The sequence below is a fragment of the Catellatospora chokoriensis genome (genome assembly GCF_011297315.1).
Lineage (GTDB): Bacteria > Actinomycetota > Actinomycetes > Mycobacteriales > Micromonosporaceae > Catellatospora > Catellatospora citrea.
In genome coordinates this window covers 83,569-100,286 of the sequence record NZ_JAAOTI010000025.1, presented here as the reverse complement: position 1 = coordinate 100,286, position 16,718 = coordinate 83,569, and the positions used below count along the sequence as shown (strand labels likewise).

Here is a 16,718-nt window from a genome sequence, read left to right as displayed (position 1 = left end):
AGCACGGGCCAGATGCGCTGCCACCGGATCATCGCTTACGCGGCAGCGGCCCAGACTATCGACATGGTGCTGCCAGGGCGGCTGCCGTACGGCCGCGACCTGATTGGGCGTTTCGATTACTTATCGGGTAGATCGCGCCGGTTCATCCTGCGGCATTCCGCTCCAGGAGCGCGAGCCAGACAGCGGCTTTTGGACGGACTCGACCTGGTTGGAGCACCGGATATCTCCTGCGGATCGTGTCTCATTCACAAAGGCGAGGTCTGCCGGACGACACGATGCGGTCGCCGAACTCGACTGGGTGTGCGCCACCGCCGCCTTTGCCGCGTTCCTTGACGCAGGCCGGCCCGGCGTGCCCCTGTTCGTCAACATGGACCCGGGTACGCTCGGCACCTCCTGCCCACCCGACTTGTCGCCCGTAAATGAGCGCGCATTGCGGGAGTTGAACGTCGTCCTGGAGATCACCGAGCGGGTCATCGACAACCCTGCGGCCCTGCTGCGCTCGGTGGTCGCCGCCCGGCAGGCCCGTAGCCGCGTCGCGCTCGACGACGTCGGCGTCAACCCGGCCAGTATCAGCATGATGTCCGTGGTCTGCCCGGATGTGATCAAGCTCGATCGGGGTATCACCCAGTCCCGTACGCCGTCGTGGGCGCGGAACTATGTGATCAACGCGGTGCTGTCCGAAGCCCAGCTCACCGGCGCCGCTGTGCTGTGCGAGGGCATCGAGACTCCCGAGCACCTGGAAACGGCCCGCGCCATGGGTGCGACCCTCGGCCAGGGCTGGCTGTTCGGACGGCCCGGGCCGCTCCCACAGGTCGTCGACGTGTCGGCCAGGTTACTGCCCCGGGTGAAGCCCTACCCTGAAGCCGCCCGGACCCCGTTCGAGGCGGTGCGCGCCGAGGCTCGGGTATCGCGGATGACCCTGCCGATGCTCGCGTCGATGACCGGCATGCTGGAGGACGTGGCCCTGCACACCGACGCCGCTCACCTGTTGTTCGCGACGCTACCCGCGACCGCCCAGCTCGATGACGAGACCAGACTGACCTACACCCACATCGCCCAGCGCGGCGTCATCATGGCCGTGTTCGGTTCGCAGCCACTCTCGTTCTTCGGGGCCGGCGTCCAAGCCGTGCCGCTGAGCCAGGACGACCCGGTGGCGGCCGAGCGCACCGTCATCACCGTTGGCAGCTACTTCGCCGCGGCGCTCATTGCAAGCCCGGTCGAGCCAGATTGTCCGGGGGCAGTCGAGCCGCCGCTGTACTACGTTGTGCTGACGTACGACCGCAAGCTCGTCATCGAGGCGCTGCACACCCTCTTCGACCCGATGCCGCCGATGATTGCTCAATGAACTTCGCGGGGGTCGGCTGACGCGGGGACACCGATTGTCCCGAGTGGACCCCTGGCGTGAAGGCGTCCGTGGCTGCCAGTGATCATTTTGCTGCCGAAGCGGCAGTATCACAAGCGAATAGCCACGCTGCGCCACGTAGCACCCTGTCGCGCCGCGAACGGGCCGGCGCCGTGCCACCGGAGCCCACACAGCATGGCTCGACCAGGTATTATGCGATCTGGAGCCGCTGGCTGAGCAGACCCACGACCTGGATGTCTTTCGGGCGATCTGGGCGGTATCCAGGCGGCACGGACCCGGGCCGTACCTCGCCGACGAACTCGCCACCATGGCCAACGGGAAACTCGACGACGTGCAGCGTGTCTTCGATCATGACCGCCGAAGGACTCGCCACACCACCAGATTCGCCCGAGCGAGTGGCACCAGCATGCCGCCGCCAGGACAGATTGCCCCTCGTGACAGGCACACAAGCGCCAGGCCTACCTGGTTCCACAGCTGCATGGTCGTGTGCGCGGCGGCCTCGTCGATGAGGTGGACATGGCCAGCGTCGGCGTACCTGCGCAGCCCGCCGCGTCACGCTCGGGGATAGTGTGCGCGATACCACGCTCGCGCAGCGACCGTCGATTGGCCTTCGAACCGTACGCCTTGTCCGTAGTCAGGTGATCCAGCCGCTTGCGATGCCGCCCGACCCCGACAGGACGCGGAACGGCAACCGCGTCCAGTAACGCCACCAGCTCTTTCGTATCAGCGGCCTGCCCACCGGTCAACCGCCGGGCCAGCGCACGTCCCCGGCCCTCGGCCAACAGGTGCAGCTTGGTCGTCAACCCGCCACGCGAACGGCCCATCGCCTGCGCCGCACGTGATTCATCCGGGCTCAGCCCCCTTTGCGGGCACCCGCGGCATGCTGATGGGCCCGCGCCACCGTCGAGTCGACCTGAGCACGCCAGTCCAGATCCCCACGAGCCTCGGCGTCGGCCCGCAACTGCTTCTCCACCCGCGCCCACGTACCGTCGGCGTCCCAGCGCGAGAACCGGTAGTAGCAGGTCTTCCACGGCCCGTACCGGTCCGGGATCTGATGCCACTTCGCCCCGTTCTCGACACGCCACAAGATCCCGTCGATCACCTGCCGGTGATCACGCCACCGGCCACCGCGCTGCGGGGCCATCGACGGCAGCAGAGACTCCAGCCGCGCCCACTCGGCATCAGACAGGTCACCAGCCACACCCATACAACGAACCAACGACAAGATCTGCCAGATGCGCTCTAAACCGGTATCGCGGAGTGGCGGCGCCGTGCATCCTCGACGACGATGGCACGATGGTGCAGTTCGTCGGTGACGCTCTGTCGGCCTGGTTCAACGCGCCGACGCGGCAGCCCGACCACGCGGTGCGGGCGGTGCACGAGGCCACCCACATGCAGCCCGCCGTGGACGAGATCGCTGCCAGCCGCCCCGACTGGCTCAGCATCCGCATCGGGGTGAACACCGGGCCGGTGCTGGTCGGCAAGATCGGCGGCGAGCAACTGCCCGGTTCAACGCGATGGGCGACGCGGCCGACGTGGCAGCCCGATTACCAACCACGGCCGATCCCTGCCAGATCGTCACCGGCGCGGCGACCTGGCGCGCGACCCGATCATCGGTCCCGGTCCAGCCGCTCGGCGACCTCACGGTCAAGGCCGAGGGCAGTCGGTCCGGACCTACTTGGCACAGGAGGACCGGTGAAAGAGTTCTGGACCACGCACAGCGAGGCCAAGCGGGAAGGCTTCCGGCAGCAGGCCATCACCCGCAGCTGGCGACGCGGCGAGGCACTGTTCCGCGAAGCCGAAGTCGCCGTCCTCGTCAATGGCCGGGTCAAAACGTCCTGTCACAGCGTGTCCGGCGCCGAGAAACGGCTCGCGGTACGCGGACGTGGGCGCTGCTCGGCGAGTTATCAGCGGTGGATCGACAGCTGCGCTCGGCGACCGTGCAGGCGTTGGACCACGTAACCGCGCCGGTGATGCCACTGGCCGCGTTCGAGGAATATCTGCAACAACACGGTCGGGTGGCGTTCCAGCTCATGCGGCTGCTCGTGGAGCGGTTGCGGGACGCCGCCCGCAAACGGATCGAGTTCGGTGCCCAAGACAGCACCGGCCGGGTGGCTACCCGCCTGATGGAGTTGGCCGGACGGTTCGGTACGCCGATCGATGGAAGCATCCACGTCGCGATCCTGCTGTCCCAGGACGAGTTGGCCGGCTGGATCGGTCCGTCGCGGAAGGCCGTCACCAAGTCCGTGCGCGTGCTGCGTGACGGCCGGCTGGATTCGCACCAGCCGCCTGCCGGTCGTGGTGCTCAACCTGGACGCACTGCGGCGGCGGGCGGACAGCCGCGAGGCGGACTGAGCATTCGACAGGGCCGCCGAAGATCCGGGCGGCACGGCGCCGCAAAGACCGCATCCTGTGGCACGAAGCCTTCTCCGGCAGGAACCCCGCAGCTCCCGGCCGGAAGGGAAGGAAGGAATCGCGTCAGCCCACGCCCAGGCCCCCTGGGTCACGGGTGCGATCGACCGCGGAGCCCATCCTGGTGCGGGGTCAGTAGACCGGGACGTGTCTGAGGAGTGTGTGCAGTGCCGCGACGACGGTGCGGCGGTCGTAGGTGAGCACTGCGTTGTAGACGGGTTCGGAACTGTCCGGATCGGACATCTGGTCGCGATGCGCGATCAGTGCTGCGGCGAAGTAGTTGCCCAGCAGGATCACCGCACGCTCGTCGAGCAGGGGATCGTCGTGGGGTAGGGGCACTGTGGTGACGGCGGCTCCGGGAAATGTGGGCGGGTTATGGCAGAGTACGGTCACGTCTACGCCGTGCTGTTCGATGAGGGTGTAGAGCAGCCGCGCGTGGTCGTCGAGCTTCATCTCCGCGGGGATCAGCACGTACAGCAGATTGGCGGCCGAGGTGTGCTGCGCCATGTCTTCCAGCAGGTCGCTCATCGACGACATGGTCGCGCCGTTCATTGCGTAGGTCCGCAGCCGGTCGCGCACCACCTCGTACGGAGAGGCGGCGAACTTCGGATAGGGAGTCACCCTCGGCAGCGGGGTGGACGACCGCTCAACCGTGGACGGCAGGGGGCCTGGCCTACCGAACAGCCAGCCCTGGCCGAGGGTCGCGCCCATTGCCAGGGCGGTCTGCAGGTGGTCGATGGTTTCGATGCCTTCGCAGAGCACGGCGGCGCCCGTCGCCTGCGCCTCGGCCTGCACGGCGTTGATCAGGCTGGTGCGAGCCCAGGACGAGGTTCGCAGTTGGGTGACACTGCGGTCGAGTTTGATGACGTCCGGTGCCAGCACCGACACCACGTTCAGGCTCATCGGGTCGACGCCGACATCGTCGATGGCGATGCGCCCTCCCGCCTGGCGGAAGCTGGCGAGCTGCCGCAGCATCGACTCGGGCCGCCCGCCCCGGCGCTCGGTGATCTCCACCACGAGGTCCAGCTCCTGGCGACCTCGGTGGTATAGCGGGAGCAGGTCGATCGGGCACGGCGTGCCGAACGTGGCGGGATCGACGTTTACGAACAGGGGCACGTCGCGAAGTGGAGAGTCCAGGGCCGCAGCGGTCGATGTCGTCATGCATATCCAGTCCAGCGTGGCGGTGACGCCGCGTCTTTCGGCTTCTGCGAAAAGCGCGGCTGGGGACTGGTACCGGCTCTTGTCCGGGCCTCGCGCCAACGCCTCGAACCCGACGACGCGGCAGTCCACCAGCGAGACGATGGGCTGATAAACCGGGTGAATGACACGCCTAGCCAAAATGTCGTCGAATTCACCCGTCAGGTTCCGTTCCATGACACCTGCCGATGGCTTAGACGGACGCCGCCGATCAATCACACTCTAGCGCCCCAAACTCGTCGGCCGGCCCGAACGTGGCCGCCCCAATTCGGTTACCGATGGACATCGCGTAGCCGATAGCTTGGGCGGCAGTAACGCTCAGCATCGGCGACCTGCGACGGTGATCAGCGTCGACATCGGGTTCTGCTCATAGCACGCACTACATCGCTGCGTCTTGAGCTTCCCGACACTCTGAAGTGACCCCTATCGACCGGACACCTCGCGGTCTGTCAACGACTCGCAGTAGATCTTCTCCTAGGGCCGTCGCGAGTGTAGAAGCCCTCGATGTAGGAGAACACCTCCATTTCCAGTTCGTCGCGGCTGGGCCCGGCCTTCGTGTAGACCAGTTCGGTCTTCAGAGTGGCGAAGAACGTTTCGGCCAGGGCGCAGGCGCTCCTATGACTGTCAAGTAGCGACCCCGGCGGTCCTGTTGCTGCTGCGTAGCGGACGTAGCAGTGCCCAAATTTCGGGTCTACTGCCGTTCTCGTGGGTGGGACTTCATGATCGTCCGGGGAGTGGTGGGCGGAGTCCGCCGCGGCGGAGGTTGGCCATGGTGATCAGCGCCTGAGCGCTGTGGTAGCCGTAGGCTTGGCGAAAGTACGCGCAGGTGGCCGTTGTTGGCCTCGATCCGCGCGTTGGACAGGCCGGACTCGAGCATGTTGTGGATCGCGGGCAGGTGACGGCGTATGGAGCGGGCGAGTTTGACGAACGGGGCGAGTTTGGACCGGCTCGCCCAGCGCAGCCAGCCCTGCAGCAGCAGCCGGCCGGGCTCGCCCTTGACCGCAATGACCTGCCGGAATTGTTCTTGGCGAACATCGGCGTCCTCCCCGCCTAGATGAAGATGATCTGGGCACCGTCGGACTTCTCGATGAAGTCGGCGGCGCTGATGATGGCCTCGACGGGCTCGAACAGGTCGCTTTCGGCGATGTGCATCATGTCGGCTGACATCCGGCACGCCCACAGGTGACCGCCGGAGTCGACGATCTGCTGCAGGAGTTCGGGCACGCCCGGCACGCCGATCTGCGCGATCTGCTTCTTCATCTGATGGGTCGCCATCGCGGTCATGCCGGGCAGCCCGCCCAGGCCCTGCGGCAGGTGGGTGGCGGTGTTGCCGAGCATGGTGAACTTCAGCTCGTCCATCCGCGACTTCGTGATCATGTCGAAGCCCCAGAAGGTGAAGAACAGGTGGGTCTCCACGCCCTCGCCGAGCGCGGCGTTGGCGAGGATGAGCCCGGGGTAGGCCATGTCGAGGTTGCCTTTGGAGCAGATGATCGCCAGCTTGCGGCCGGCCGGGGCGGTGGAGCCGAAGTCAGGCACGGTCGCCGCGTGCGGGATGTGCTCGCCGGCGTGGATGGTGGTCATGGCTTGCCTTCCTTTACACGCAGCCGTGCGGTTTGGGCAGCCCGGCGATGTAGGCCATCTTCTTGGCCGGCTTGCCGGGGAACAGGGTGAACAGGTCCTTGATGGGGATGCCGGCGAGGGTGGAGATCCGGCGCAGGGTCGCGGTCTGGCCGAACTCGGGGTAGTCCGCGCGCAGGAACCGGATCGGTGTCCAGTGCGCGTCGGTCATGTCGATGCCGATCGCGGCGGCAAGCTGGCGGCCGAGTTGCTCGTCCCACTCGTCGTAGTCGGTGAGGAAGCCTTCGGCGTCGACGTGGACCTGGGCGGTCCCTATGGTCGTGACGGGCATGGGTTACTCCTTGCTGATGCCGGGCTGGTGTTTGCCGGCCATGGACAGGTGGGCCGGCAGCGGAAGTCGGCGGCCGGGCAGCAGCGCGTTCCAGTACAGCCAGCGGAACGCGAGCTTGCCCCAGTGGTTGGGTCTGGTCTCCTCGAGCAGCCGGAAGGGTCCGGCTGCCGGTATGGGGTAGGTGCCGGGCAGGGGTTCGGTGTCGTAGTTGAAGTCGATGAGCAGCGCCTTGCCGTCGCCGGACTCGACGAAGCAGTTGGCGTGTCCGTCAAACGCGCCGGTCATCGGCCGTCCGTCGATCAGCTGCAGGAAGTTGGCGATGAAGACCTCGGCGGAGAAGTGGGCCACCGATCCGGCTTTGGAGGTGGGGATGTCGTTGGCATCGCCGAGTACGAAGATGTCGGCGTGGCCCTTGGCCTGCAGCGTGTGTTTGTCGACTGGCACGTGGTTGAGCTCGTCGCCCAGGCCCGAGCGGGCGACGAAGTCGGCGCCCATGTTCAGCGGCACGGTCACGAGCAGGTCGAACCCGATCTCACGCTCGTCGTAGGAGACCAGCGTCTTGCGGTAGGGGTCGATCCGCTCGACCAGGAAGTCCGCCTCGACGGCGATCCTGCGGTCGTCGAGCATCGACCCGAGCAGCGCCGACGCGATCGGCTTGGTGAACGCGCCGGGCAGCGGGGTGGCGTACACCATCTCGACCCGGTCGCGAATGCCCCGGTGGCGGAAGTAGGCCTCGGCCAGGAACGCGAACTCCAGCGGCGCCACCGGGCACTTGATCGGCATGTCGACGATGTGCACCACGAACCGGCCGCCGTCGAAGTCCGCCAGAGCCTCGGCCAGGGCGGTGGCACCATCGAGGGTGTAGAAGTCGAAGATGCTCTTTCGCCACTGCGGGCCGAGCATGCCCGGGGTCTGGTCCGGGCGCGGCCGCGTACCGGTCGCGATCACCAGGTAGTCGTAGGGCCGCGCCGTGCCGTCGGCCAGGTGGACGGTATTCGCGGCGGCGTCGATCCGGTCGATCCCTTCGAGGACCAGGTCAACGCCCCTGGACAGTTGGCGGCCGCGGGGCTTGACGAGATCGTCGGGCCGGTAGGTGCCGAACGGGACGAACAGGAACCCCGGCTGGTAGGCGTGCACGTCGTCCCAGTCGACCACCGTGATCTGCCACTGCGCGGCATCCAGACGGCGGCGCAGCTTGTTGGCCACGATCGTCCCGGCCGTACCCCCACCCAGGATCACTAGTCGGCGCATCCCGGAACACCTCTCAGCTAGTCAAGGAGTGGCTCCTTCACCTTCGACGGTATGGAAGCCGGCGTTCGGTGCTCAGGGCCGTAAGTCCTGCTCGGGATGGGAAAGGTCCCGTTCGCGCACGCCCGAAGCGACTATCGACTCGCAAGCAGGCTCCGTCGGCCCAGGCGCTGTTTGCGGCCCAGGTCCTGACCGCCGACCGAAGCCTGCGTAGTCTCCGGGTTATCGGGGGAACCTCAGGATGCCAGGTGTCCTGCCTGCTGAGCAGGCTTGCTGACGGCCCGCGGCAATGAGGGCGGCGATCACTTTACGTTCAAGAGAGCCACACCACCAGGCCGCTGTCCAAATCATCACACCATCGTGGAATGCACGCTCGACGGCCGGACCTGCTGCGGGATCCACCACAGCCTGTCGCTTTCCCAAGGAGTTGCGGTCACCAGCACGGCGGCGTCCTCGGCGGCCTGCGCGCGGCGTGCGGCATTGACCCGTGTGTAGTACCGCATCAGCGTGGCCGCATCGTGCCCGAGCCGTTCGGCCACTTCATGGACCCCGTAGCCGGAGTCTAGCAAGCTCGAGGCGAGCATGTGCCGGACCTGGTGCGGCCCGATCGCGCGGACGCCCGCCGCCGTGGCGAGCTTGTTGAACCGGTCGGTGACGTTGTCGGGCCGTAGCGGCCGGTTGGTGCGGCCGGTGAACATGTACGCGCTGCGGGCGCTGTTCTGCGCGTGGGTCAGCGTCTTGAGTGTGATGGTGTCCAGCATGACGGTGCGGATGCCGTTGTCGTTTTTGGGACGCTTCTCCCGCACCACACTGCCTGGGCCTTCGACCACCCGCTGCCGTCGCACCTTCAACGTTGCCAGGTCGGTGTTGAGGTCAGTCCACTTCAGACCGCACAGCTCGCCGCGGCGTAGCCCTGACACCAGCAGCAGACGCCACAGCGGGTAGAGCCGGTCACACTGGACATGCCGCAGGAACGTCCGGGCCTCATCGAGGGTCCAGACCGGCCGCAGCTTGTCGGATAGGCGCGGCTTGCGCGTGCCCAAGCTGAGCCCGGTCTCCTCGTAGAACGCCTTCGACAAGACCAGGTCCAGGGTGCGCAGGGTCGTGCGCGAGTAGCCTTCGGCTTCCAGCGTCCGATACATCCGTTCGACTGCCCGCGCGCTCAGCCTCGATGCCCGCGACCGGCCCACGTGCGGGTAGATCAACCCGAGCAGCCATCGGTAGTTGTGAAGCGTGTTCGGTTCCAGTTCCTGTTCCCGGGCCTGCAACCAGGCGTCGCACAGCGCCCGAACTGTACCGGTCATGCGCGTCTTCGGCTGGCTGGCGTCGCGCTGGGCGCACAGCCGCCGGTACTCGGCCAGCGCGGCCTGGAAGGTCGCGAACCCCGACCGCCGTGCCTGCACCCGCGATCCGTCCCGGCCACGGCCCATCTCCAGCCGGAAGCCGAACATTCCCGTCTTCGGATCCCGCACGATCGCGTCAACTTCGTTGCCCCTCAGAACACCTGCACCTCGGCTGTTTTCGCGCTCGGCCAGGGCGGTTCCAGAGCCCTGGACAGCACAGGCCATGACGCGTCGGTCACCGAGCAGTGATCTGCCGTGCCCGCCGGTAGCGTCCGCCCTCTTCCAGCGTGATCTGGCCATCCCGCGCATCCACGTCCTTGGCGCACTGGCCTGAACCGCGTTCAAGCTGGCCTTGTCCTACTGAGGCGCGGCTGTCATCACCCCCCTCATGCGCACTGCCGGTGACCCACTACCGCTGGGTAACCGGCCTTCGGTTCCTGGCGCGGTCCCCGGCCAGACCATTACGGGCCGATCGTGCAGATCGTCACCGCGGTCGGCTATGCCGCCGTCTGAGTGGTGCGCGGCGTCTTCGCCGGCCTGGGGCCCATGGGTCAAGTTGTCCATGAGTGGTGTGCTCGACCGCGGCCGGCGGTCCTGCGCACAGCAGGGGTTCCCGAGGCGTGACTGCCACGGAGACCGAGCTGTCTCACCAGAGGCCCGGACCACACCGCCTACGCATCCTAGGAACCTCGGTCCAGGCCGGCGACACGTCTCCTCCGAGCCTGTGCGGCACCGAAGTCCTGCGGTTACGGCGTGAGCATGTGTCCCGAGCGTGTCGCCAGTGTCTACAAACGACCAACATCCTGATCACCGCCGGACCGGGCCGACGACACGTCCCGCAGGCATGATCATGAAGACTTCCGTCGCCACTCTCGATGCCCACCAGGGCATCTGAGAGTGTCGCCCAAGATGCGTCACGCCACAACCAAGATCAAAGTAGCCGCGGCCAGCTCAGACGCACCAATTTCCGTGGGCGCGGTTCGTCAAAACCGTACGCTCGTACGTGTAAAAAACCGTGTCTCGAAGAACATCAAAGCCCGTCTCCGGAACCCCGGAAACGGGCTTTACCAGGCATTACGCGACGTCGGGCTGGCCGGATTCGAACCGACGACCCCTTGACCCCCAGGGTATATATAGGGTCAGCGGTGTACTAGGCAACGTTTGCCGAGGTCACCAGAAGTATAAAGTACCCCAGTCAAGGGGTCTGTGATTGCACCATTCCAGCACCACGTTCACCCAGCTCAGAGCCCTCAGGTATTCAGCATAGCTAATTGGTACATGACAAAATAGACAATTAGAACGACGTGGGTTGACTAACTGTCGAGTCGTCAATACTCCGACACCTATGTCCCCGACTTCGCAGCTGCCCGAGTCTGCAGCGCTGTCCTAACGCGCGTTCCTCCAGGTTCAGGCCCGGCAGCCCACTACGGTGATGTCCCAGTCAAGCAGTCTGTGTTCGCAAATGCTGCGCCGCGTTTGTCGGGCGATCACTGTGCTCCAGGAGCCTCCTCGGCACGCCGCCGGAACTGGAAGCTACTTGACTCTTGGTGCCATCGGAGGTCTACCCAAGCGCCGGGCCGATGAGGACCGGCGCGGCCTGACCGCCCTGTTCTGGTCCAACGTCAACCCGTAGCGCACCTTCCGCCTGGATATGGACGCCCGGCGCGACCTGGGACCGGTTGCCGCCGTGCCCGCCCCCGCACATCTGCTGGCGCCGCCGACCGATCACGCAGACACGATGAGGGGCTTCCGGGCTTCATCGACCGGGCACCCGACCCCGAGCTAGCCTCGCAATGGTCTGATGCGGATACAGAGAAACCGTCGCCGCGTCGCAGATCTCGGTAGCCCGTGGCCATCACACGCTCGTGGAGTCCGCGGTCTCCCAGCGCAGCAGGTCGCCGCGCTGGCAGTCGAGGGCTTCGCAGAGTGCGGCGAGGGTGGTGAAGCGGACGGCCTTGGCGCGGCCGTTCTTCAGCACGGCCAGGTTGGCGAGTGTGATGCCGACGCGATCGGCGGTTCTCCACAGACATGTTCCGCTTGGCGAGCAGGACGTCGAAGTCGACGGTGATCGGCATCAGATCGCCTCGTTCAGCTCGGCCCGCAGCTGCGCCGCCTCGGCGTCGCGAGCATCGTTGGGCGGCGCTCCTGCCGCTCTGTGACCCATGGCACATGCAGTTCCTGTCAGCAATCGGGGCGCTGTCCCGCTCAACCCACGAGGAGCAAGCGAACCGATAGGAGCAAGACATGAAGCACCGCATCGTCGTCCTCGGCGCCGGCTATGCCGGGGCCTACGTGGCCGGGAACCTGGCCCGCCGGCTGTCCGGGGCGGACACCGAGATCACCGTGGTCAACGCTGAGCCGGACTTCGTCCAGCGGCTGCGGCTGCACCAGCTCGCGGCAGGCCAGGACATCGAGGCTCCGAAGCTCGCCGACGTCTTCGCGGGCACGGGGATACGGCTGCGCCTGGCCCATGTCACCGCCGTCGACCCCGAGCGCCAGGTCGTCGCCATGGCCGACGCCGACGGCGGCGGCGAACTCGGCTACGACACCCTCCTCTACACGCTCGGCAGCGCCGTCGCCGACCACGGCGTTCCCGGCGTCGCCGAGCACGCCTTCCACGTCACCAGTCGTCCGGCGGCGCTGCGCCTGCGGGAGCGCCTCGACAGCCTGGGCAGGCGGGGCGAAGGCGGGAGTGTGCTGGTCGTCGGCGACGGGTTGACCGGCATCGAGACCGCCACCGAGTTCGCCGAATCCCGGCCGGGCCTGTCGGTGACGCTGGTCGCCCGCGGCGAGCTGGGCGCCCGGCTCTCCGCCGGAGCCCGCAGCCACCTGCGCCAAGCCTGCGACCGGCTGGGCATCACCGTCCTGGAGCACGCCAGCGTCGAATCCGTCGAAGCGACGCGGGTGCTGTGCGCCGACGGCACCGTCCTGGCGTCCGACGCAACCGTGTGGACAGCCGGGTTCGCGGTCAACCCCATCGCCGCCGCCAGCGGGCTGGAGGTCACCGACAACGGCCAGATCCTCGTCGACCGCACCATGCGGTCGGTCTCGCACCCGAACGTCTACGCCGCCGGCGACAGCGTCTACACCGTCGGCGACAACGGCCGGCCGCTGCCGATGTCCTGCGCTTCGGCCGGCTACACCGGCCAGCAGGCCATGAAAGCGATCGTGGGACGCCTGACCGGCCGCAAGATCGCGAACATCAAGTTGGACTACGTGGGCAACCACATCAGCCTCGGGCGGCGCGACGGGATCCTGCAGCTGGTCGACGACGAAGGGCAGGCAAAGCCGAAGTATGTGGGCGGCCGCAAGGCCGCGCGGATCAAGGCGGGCATCCTCAATATGTCGCTGTGGACCACCTCGCATCCGACCTTCGGCCTGCCCAAGCGCAATCGCCACGTGGCCGCTGGGCAGGATGCGTTCGGCGGAGACCGTCGCGTAGCCGCGTAGGGTGGTTCGCGTGGACGGCACCGCCACTGATCGTTTCGACACCAATCGGTTCGAGGCCAGCCGGAACCGGCTGGCCTCGCTGGCGTACCGGCTGCTGGGCTCCGCCGCCGACGCAGAAGACGCCGTGCAGGATGCGTTCCTGCACTGGCAGGCCGCCGACCGGCAGCAGATCAAGGTGCCCGAAGCATGGCTGACCAAAGTCGTCACCAACCTGTGCCTGGACCGCCTCCGCTCGGCACAAACCCGCCGCGAACGCACCGTCGGCGCCTGGCTACCCGAACCGCTGCTCGACGGCGACCCGATGCTCGGCCCGGCCGACACTTTCGAACAGCGCGAATCGGTCTCCCTGGCCATGCTGACCCTCATGGAGCGCCTGTCACCCCTCGAGCGGGCCGTCTACCTCCTGCGCGAAGCGTTCTCCTACAGCCACACCGAGACCGCCGAGATCCTCGACATCACCGAGTCCGCGAGCCAGCAGCACCTTCACCGCGCCCGGCACCGCATCTCCACCGCGCGCCGCCGCGGCGGCGAAGTCGACCCGGCATCGGCCCGCAGGATCGTCGAGGAATTCCTCGCCGCTGCATCCTCGGGCCGCACCGAACGGCTGGTGGCGCTGCTCACCGACGACGCGACCGCGATCTCCGACGGCGCCGGCCTGACCGAGACGCTGCTGCAGTACAACACTGCGCAGCGCATCGCGGCCGTCGTGCGCGCCGGCTTCAAACCCACCCCCGCCAAACGGCGACTTGCCGGCGGCACGCCCGCCGTCCACTACGCGCTCGTCAACGGCGCCTCCGCCATCCTCTTCGTGGTCGGCGACCGAGTCGTCGGCGCCGTGGCGTTCGACATCACGCACGGCAAGATCGCAACCGTGCGCGGTATCGCCGCCCCCACCCGCCTCGCCCGCCTCACCGAAGCCTGGCGGCAGCACGAACCGGACACGCCGCTCATCCCCCGGTGGTGACCGACGCCGACCGCGGCCAGGCGCAGCGTCCGCGCTGCGATGAACCGCACCCGGGCTTCGGACGCCACCAGCCGCTTTGAGACCCCGCGGTCGCTGCGGACATCGAGCGCAAGACACTCACCTCGCGGATCGAAGACGACCTGGCATCCGCTTCCGGAGATCCACTGGCGATGAACAGGTCGCCGCAGCTGCCCATGTGCCGTCGCAGGACGAGGTCATCATCCACACGCCGCGGCGAGGTCTGGGAACTGGCTGGTCAAGACCGAGAATGGCCCACCCCGCAGTGTCCGCGTCCTCGACCTTGACCCGACCGGCCTGCCGAGCAACGACAGCCGGCTGCCGGCGTAGTCCCGTCAGCAGGGGCGGGTCAGCGCGCCTTCGCTGTCGGCTCGACGTGCGTCGCGTGCTCTGCCGTGTCGGCGTACAAGACGCGCGTCTCGGGATCGAGGGTGGTCTCCAGGACCCTTGGCGATTTGCGGCGGCGCTTGCGAACCGCGTACGCGCCCGCGGTCGCGGCGCCGATGGCACCCGCGACCAGCAGCATCTTTCCCATGGCCATCTCGTCGACCCCGTCCATGCGTTCCAAGGCCCCGGCCGCGGCCGGCAGCCGTTACCAGACCATGTCCGCCGAGGGGACGGCCCTGGCAGGGCCGTCCCCTCGATATGTGGCGGACCAGCGCCCCCCGGAACCGCCTAGCCCGGTGCCCTCGACGCCAAGTTATCGCAGCTACACGCCCTTCGTCCGCGGTTTCCGGCTAGCCATGTGGCCGGCGATCCGCCGCCCCTGCCCTGGGTCAGTTGCCTGTGATGACTCCGAACGTGGCGCCCTGGGGATCGGTCAGGATCGCCAGGCGGCCGCCGGGGTAGTCGGTGCGCACCAGTTCGGTGGCGCCGAGTTCGACGGCCTTGGCGGCGCTGGCGTCGCAGTCCTCGACGGCGAAGTACGGCATCCAGTACGAGGGCATGTCGGCGGCGCCCGGTGGGGTGAACATGCCGCCGACCTGGTTGCCGCCGATGGACAGCAGCGTATAGGTCTCGCCGCCGCCCATGTCGCTGTCCTGTGCGGTCAGGCCGAACACCGCGCCGTAGAACTCCTTCGCGGCCGCCACGTCCGGGGTGTACAGCTCCACCCAGCTGACGCTGCCGGGCTGCCGCATCAACTCCGCTCCTGTGTGCGCGCCGGGCTGCCAGACCGAGAAGAACGCACCGGCCGGGTCGGTGAACACGGCCATGATGCCCTGGTCCATGACCTGCATCGGGGCGATGACAGTCTTGCCGCCTCGTGCCTCGACCTCGGCGGCTGTTCCCGCAGCGTCCTGTGTGGCGAAGTAGACGGCCCAGCTGGTGCCCCGGACCGGGTCGGCCGGTCCGATCCCGGCGACCTGCTTTCCATCCTTCAACAACAGGCCGTAGCCGCCGGCCTGCGGACCGAGCTCGTCGACGCCCCACCCGAACAGCGCACTGTAGAACGCGGTCGCCGCGGCGAGATCGGTAGTGCCGAGATCAACCCAGCTCGGGGCGCCCGGCGCATGTGCCAAAGTCATAGGCCCATCCTGACCCGCCGCGCCGCCATCAGCGGACAAGCGCAGCGCGACCGGCCGCGCTGTGGCGACAAGCGGCGGGTTCAGGCACGCGATCATCAGCGACGGTCTGGTAACGGCGGCCCGACCGTCTCCGACGTGACGGCCCGCGATGACCAACTGCTCTGGCTACTGCCGGTCTGGCGCAGCATCGCCTGCATAGCGGCTGGGGTGCCGTGGGCCGCATCCGGGGATCTGCGAAACGGCAGCCGCTTGCGTCACAGCGATCAGCGCCGGCTTCCAGCACATCGTCCTCGGACTGGAGGCGCCCTACCCCGCCGACGTCGCCCAATGGGTCACCGACAAGCTCGGCACCACCTCGGCCTGCGAGGCATGGACGAATCCACCAGCCGCCGGGCACACTGGCGCGATGCCGACCGCGTACAAGAACCCTCGTAGTCAGCGTGCGGTGCGGCAGTGGTGTTCGGAAGCCTTGGCACGAGCGGACTTCGCACTCACCACCGCGACCGTGGACACGAGTGCCGGCCCGGTCCACCTCACCTCAGCCGGAACCGGTCCGCCACGGGTCGTCATGGTGCCCGGCACCGGCTCCAACGCCGCGATGGCCCTGCCCTGGCTGCAGGCGCTGTCAGCTCGGTGGGCGACCACCGTGGTGGATCTGCCCGGTCAGCCCGGGCTCAGCGACCCGCGCCGGCCCCGGCGGGCGAGGCTGGCCTGGTGCGGCCGAGTGCTGGACGAGGTCCTGGCGGCCATGGAGGTGGACGGCGTGGTAGTGGTGGGCAATTCGCTGGGCGCCGCGGTGGCCCTGGCCGCCGGTTCGCCCCGGATCGCGGCACGGGCGCTGGTCTCACCTGCCGGTTTCATCCGTCTGACGGTGGACCCGGCACTGGCGCTGGCTTCGGCGGGGTGGCTGCTGCGTCCCACCTGCGACAGCACTCGCCGCATGCTGCGGTTGTTCGTCGCCCCCCGTGAGGAACCGCCCGCCACCGAGGTGGAATGGATGGCTCTCATGGCCTCCTGCTGCCGCACCACCTTGGCGCCGCCGCCCCTGCCCGCTGAACTACTGGCCCGCCGCGCCGACCGGCCCTGCGTGGTCGGCGTCGGCGAACATGACCGGTTCCTGCCACCGCAGCGACTGGCTCCGGCGGTGCGTCGCACCATGGACCTCGACCTTCGGGTCTTGTCCGGCATGGGCCACCTGACCACCCCAGGCCACCTCGACGTTGTCGTGTCACTGGTGGCCGAAGTCGCCGGTCCGCTCGCCGGCTGAGGCGTCTGGCACGGCGAATGG

At 67.8% G+C, this 16,718-nt stretch carries 15 protein-coding genes and 3 pseudogenes; 6 read left to right on the top strand and 12 right to left on the bottom strand.

The genetic code is table 11. The features are described from left to right. Positions 1 to 103: 103 nt before the first annotated feature. Positions 104 to 1,345 (top strand): EAL domain-containing protein, encoded by a 1,242-nt coding sequence (locus tag HAV39_RS31130; RefSeq protein ID WP_308440915.1) that lies wholly within the window; start codon positions 104 to 106, stop codon positions 1,343 to 1,345. Between the two features lie 476 nt (positions 1,346 to 1,821). On the opposite strand, the gene HAV39_RS43710 is transcribed toward HAV39_RS31130, so the two are convergent. After that, positions 1,822 to 2,187, bottom strand: coding sequence for a transposase (locus HAV39_RS43710; protein ID WP_373311951.1), 366 nt, complete (start codon positions 2,185 to 2,187; stop codon positions 1,822 to 1,824). A gap of 29 nt (positions 2,188 to 2,216) precedes the next feature. Then, positions 2,217 to 2,570 (bottom strand): IS5 family transposase, encoded by a 354-nt coding sequence (locus HAV39_RS31120; RefSeq protein WP_191842736.1) that lies wholly within the window; start codon positions 2,568 to 2,570, stop codon positions 2,217 to 2,219. Positions 2,571 to 2,605: 35 nt separating this feature from the next. Here HAV39_RS31120 and HAV39_RS31115 point away from each other — a divergent pair. Continuing rightward, positions 2,606 to 3,062: pseudogene (locus HAV39_RS31115) on the top strand (adenylate/guanylate cyclase domain-containing protein); the annotation flags it as partial. Further along, a pseudogene (locus tag HAV39_RS31110) lies at positions 3,059 to 3,718 on the top strand (Crp/Fnr family transcriptional regulator). The pseudogenes HAV39_RS31115 and HAV39_RS31110, both read left to right, overlap by 4 nt. Positions 3,719 to 3,907: 189 nt before the next feature. On the opposite strand, the gene HAV39_RS31105 reads toward HAV39_RS31110, so the two are convergent. The 8 genes and pseudogenes from HAV39_RS31105 to HAV39_RS43695 all read right to left on the bottom strand — a co-directional run bounded on the left by HAV39_RS31105 (position 3,908) and on the right by HAV39_RS43695 (position 11,450). Then, positions 3,908 to 5,149 carry an EAL domain-containing protein gene (locus HAV39_RS31105; protein WP_191842735.1) on the bottom strand — a complete coding sequence of 414 codons (1,242 nt, stop codon included), beginning with the start codon at positions 5,147 to 5,149 and terminating at the stop codon, positions 3,908 to 3,910. Positions 5,150 to 5,421: 272 nt separating this feature from the next. Further along, positions 5,422 to 5,574 (bottom strand): IS3 family transposase, encoded by a 153-nt coding sequence (locus HAV39_RS43705; RefSeq protein ID WP_191842792.1) that lies wholly within the window; start codon positions 5,572 to 5,574, stop codon positions 5,422 to 5,424. 89 nt (positions 5,575 to 5,663) lie between these two features. Continuing rightward, positions 5,664 to 5,987: pseudogene (locus HAV39_RS43700) on the bottom strand (transposase); the annotation flags it as partial. Between the two features lie 35 nt (positions 5,988 to 6,022). Continuing rightward, the gene (locus HAV39_RS31095; RefSeq protein ID WP_191842734.1) at positions 6,023 to 6,553 is read right to left on the bottom strand and encodes a DsrE/DsrF/DrsH-like family protein; all 531 of its coding nucleotides are present in this window, start codon (positions 6,551 to 6,553) and stop codon (positions 6,023 to 6,025) included. 13 nt (positions 6,554 to 6,566) lie between these two features. Further along, positions 6,567 to 6,881: a TusE/DsrC/DsvC family sulfur relay protein gene (locus HAV39_RS31090; protein WP_191842733.1), complete on the bottom strand. Its 315-nt coding sequence runs from the start codon at positions 6,879 to 6,881 to the stop codon at positions 6,567 to 6,569. A 3-nt stretch (positions 6,882 to 6,884) separates the two neighbouring features. Next, complete coding sequence (gene sqr / locus HAV39_RS31085) at positions 6,885 to 8,132, bottom strand: type III sulfide quinone reductase, selenoprotein subtype (protein WP_191842732.1); 1,248 nt, start codon at positions 8,130 to 8,132, stop codon at positions 6,885 to 6,887. A gap of 347 nt (positions 8,133 to 8,479) precedes the next feature. Next, complete coding sequence (locus HAV39_RS31080; protein ID WP_239121049.1) at positions 8,480 to 9,772, bottom strand: tyrosine-type recombinase/integrase; 1,293 nt, start codon at positions 9,770 to 9,772, stop codon at positions 8,480 to 8,482. 1,555 nt (positions 9,773 to 11,327) lie between these two features. Further along, entirely contained in the window at positions 11,328 to 11,450 is a 123-nt protein-coding gene (locus tag HAV39_RS43695) for a helix-turn-helix domain-containing protein (protein WP_425321553.1), read from the bottom strand. Positions 11,451 to 11,716: 266 nt separating this feature from the next. Here HAV39_RS43695 and HAV39_RS31070 point away from each other — a divergent pair, with 266 nt between their 5' ends. Further along, positions 11,717 to 12,922, top strand: a complete 1,206-nt coding sequence (locus HAV39_RS31070) for an NAD(P)/FAD-dependent oxidoreductase (RefSeq protein ID WP_191842731.1) — start codon at positions 11,717 to 11,719, stop codon at positions 12,920 to 12,922. Positions 12,923 to 12,932: 10 nt separating this feature from the next. Further along, positions 12,933 to 13,886 (top strand): sigma-70 family RNA polymerase sigma factor, encoded by a 954-nt coding sequence (locus tag HAV39_RS31065; RefSeq protein WP_191842730.1) that lies wholly within the window; start codon positions 12,933 to 12,935, stop codon positions 13,884 to 13,886. A 367-nt stretch (positions 13,887 to 14,253) separates the two neighbouring features. On the opposite strand, the gene HAV39_RS31060 is transcribed toward HAV39_RS31065, so the two are convergent. After that, positions 14,254 to 14,463 carry a hypothetical protein gene (locus HAV39_RS31060; protein ID WP_191842729.1) on the bottom strand — a complete coding sequence of 70 codons (210 nt, stop codon included), beginning with the start codon at positions 14,461 to 14,463 and terminating at the stop codon, positions 14,254 to 14,256. Between the two features lie 217 nt (positions 14,464 to 14,680). Next, positions 14,681 to 15,430: a VOC family protein gene (locus tag HAV39_RS31055; protein ID WP_191842728.1), complete on the bottom strand. Its 750-nt coding sequence runs from the start codon at positions 15,428 to 15,430 to the stop codon at positions 14,681 to 14,683. A 505-nt stretch (positions 15,431 to 15,935) separates the two neighbouring features. On the opposite strand from HAV39_RS31055, the gene HAV39_RS31050 reads away from it, so the two are divergent. Continuing rightward, the gene (locus HAV39_RS31050) at positions 15,936 to 16,697 is read left to right on the top strand and encodes an alpha/beta fold hydrolase (RefSeq protein WP_191842727.1); all 762 of its coding nucleotides are present in this window, start codon (positions 15,936 to 15,938) and stop codon (positions 16,695 to 16,697) included. Positions 16,698 to 16,718 lie beyond the last annotated feature (21 nt).